This is a genomic window from Streptomyces spongiae (assembly GCF_009377185.1).
Taxonomy (GTDB): Bacteria; Actinomycetota; Actinomycetes; order Streptomycetales; family Streptomycetaceae; genus Streptomyces; species Streptomyces spongiae.
The window spans coordinates 1-2429 of record NZ_VJZC01000932.1; the positions used below are offsets into that span (position 1 = coordinate 1).

Annotated in this window: 3 protein-coding genes; 1 reads left to right on the forward strand and 2 read right to left on the reverse strand. The window is 69.4% G+C overall.

Features of this window, described 5'->3' with window-relative positions; genetic code table 11:
* Nucleotides 1-1446, reverse strand: a 1446-nt coding sequence (locus tag FNH08_RS48820) for a hypothetical protein (protein WP_228034840.1), incomplete at its 3' end; no start/stop codon positions are given.
* Nucleotides 1447-1686: 240 nt separating this feature from the next.
* On the reverse strand, nucleotides 1687-1815 hold the full coding sequence (locus FNH08_RS52840; RefSeq protein WP_003999697.1) for a DLW-39 family protein: 129 nt from the start codon (nucleotides 1813-1815) through the stop codon (nucleotides 1687-1689).
* Nucleotides 1816-2152: 337 nt separating this feature from the next.
* Here FNH08_RS52840 and FNH08_RS48830 point away from each other — a divergent pair.
* Nucleotides 2153-2429: DUF6344 domain-containing protein (locus FNH08_RS48830; protein WP_228034839.1), on the forward strand; the 277-nt coding region annotated here is incomplete at its 3' end.

Consider the following 2429-nt stretch of genomic DNA (forward strand, 5'->3'; position numbering starts at 1 on the left):
GGCCACGACCGTCCACAGGCCGAGCCCCAGGAGCAGCAGGCTCCCGGTACCGATGCCGCCCGCAGCGACCACTCTCATCGCGGTGTCGTCGTCTCCGATGCCCTGAGTGCTGCCCGAGGCCTCCGTGCTCCCGGATCCTCTGCGGCCTACGGTGTCCTCGCGGCCCCCGGAGTCTCCACCGCCCCCGGAACCGGTCGTACCCCCCACCGAGCCGCTCTCGGCAGCCTCCCGGTCCTCGGCTGTGATCTCGAACACGCCTCTCGGTTCGGAGGCCCCCAGATACGCCGGCGCTTCGGCCGCGGAACCGGCCACGCGTACCCGCAGCGTCAGCCCGACCGGCCCGTCGCCGAACCGGTCGGCGACCGGAGCCCCGAGATGCACGGCGAGGTAGTACCAGCCGGCGAACCGCATGCCGCTCATCTCGTCGTCGACGGCGAAACGGTTCTCGTAGCGGACGGGAGGCAGCGGGTCCAGGTCCACGGACCTCTGACGGCCGTCGTAGCCGGCTGTCGTGTCGTCCACGAATCCGCGTACGGGGTTGTAGAGGGACATGACCAGCGCGTTGCCCACATAGCCGTCGCCGTCCCCGTCGGCCCCGCCCAGCTCGGCGGTGACGTACAGCTGCTGCCCCCAGTCGACGGGCATCTTGTAGTACAGCGTCTGCCCGGCCCGGATGCCGTCGGTGTCCTCCCAGACCCCCTGGGCCACCGCGCTCGCCGTCGTGAAGCTCGTACCGCCCTCGCGGCGCCTCGCGTCTCCCGTGACGGCCGCGGGCGACGCGGAGTTCCACACCTCGGGTGGGCTCGTGGAACCGCCCTGCTTCACGAGCGGCTCCAGCACGTAGCCGAGCTCCAGTCCCCATGCCTCCTCGTCGTCCGAGGAGCCCTGTGTGCCCTGGGAGCCTTCTGTGCCCTGTGTGCCCTGTGTGTCCTGTGTGCCTTGGGGGGAGGTGACCGTATCGACGCGCTCGACGAGCACGTAGTACGTTCCGGCCTCCTGGCACATATAGGGGTCGCGCCCGATCTGGCGCGACGCCCAGGCGGTGACGGGGTGCGGGCTGGTGGTGGGCCCGAAGCGTGCCGTCTCGGAGGAGCACCGGTGGCCGTCGTCGTCCTGCACGGTCACCTTGACGCCCTCCGCCGAGGCGACCGTCGCCCCCGAGCCGGGGACGGCCGTGGCGGAGACGTACGCGTTGGCGTTGTCGCCGAGTTCGAGGCGGTAGTAGAGCTTGGCGCCCTCGCGGACGGAGCTGCGGTACGTCTTCCCCGGGGTGAGCCGTACGGCGTCTGTGGTGCTCGGCGTGCCGTCGACCTTGGTGGCGTCCTCGGCATAGGCGTACGGGTCGGGCGTACCGGCCGCCGTGGCCTGTACGGGCAGCGCCGCCGTCGCGCACAGGGCCGCTGCCACGGCTGCCAACGCTCGCCACCAGACCGTGCGCCGCCCCATCACGCGCCACCCCTCGTCGTAGCCCCGGACGCCGCCCATCCTGCCCCGCCGGAGGGCGTGCCACCCGCACTATGGGGACGCGGATGCGTAACGCCCTCTACGAAGATCCCTATTTTGCCTGTGCAACCGAAACAATCACAGAAGCGAACAGGCCAGGTGGTCAGGGCCTCCGGGAACACAAAACCCCGACCGCGATGCGGCCGGGGTCTGCTCTGAGACTGGTGTCGGTGCAGTCAGCACTCACGAACCCGTGGGCACGGAGTCAGTCGCCTCCGTCCACAGATCCTGCTCGGCGCGATCCGCCTGGATCTGGCGGTACACGAGGAGCCCGCCGATGGCGGCCAGTGCGACCAGGAGAAGCTTCTTCACCGCGCGACCTCGTCTTTCTTGACGTAGGGGACCTCTGGCGCCCGACTATACACACCGATCGATATCGATCGGTGACCTGCGTCGGCCTTCAACTCCCGCCCGGCATACCGCAGTAGAACCGGACGTCTCCATTCCGATGGCAGGCTGATCACACCGCGCGGAGCGCGACATTCACAGCCAAACCACGCTCGCTACCAACTTTGCCACTTCCCTGCGCCCATCCGGGTGGTGTTCATCCGAAGAGCGACACACGACGAGCGTCGATCCACCACTTCGCGGCCCATATACACATCATGAGGAAAGTACGCAAATCGCCCAACCCGAATGTGAGGGGCTCATGGCCCGCTTCCAGGTCAGGACGCTGTGGACCGCGGTCGTCACCGCCTTCCTCGCGCTGTGCTCGGCGCTCGGACTCATCACGACCACGGCCACGGCGGCTGTACCGCAGACCGTGCCGGCCTGCAAGAGCGCACCGGACGCGAAGGCCCCTGCACAGACCCCCTGGGCCCCTCGGACCTACGCAGGCGCCCTACCCCCCACCATGGAGCAACGCATCCGGGCCGAGGCCCACGGCGCCTCCCCCTCCTGCCGCCACCGCACACCCACTCAGACCA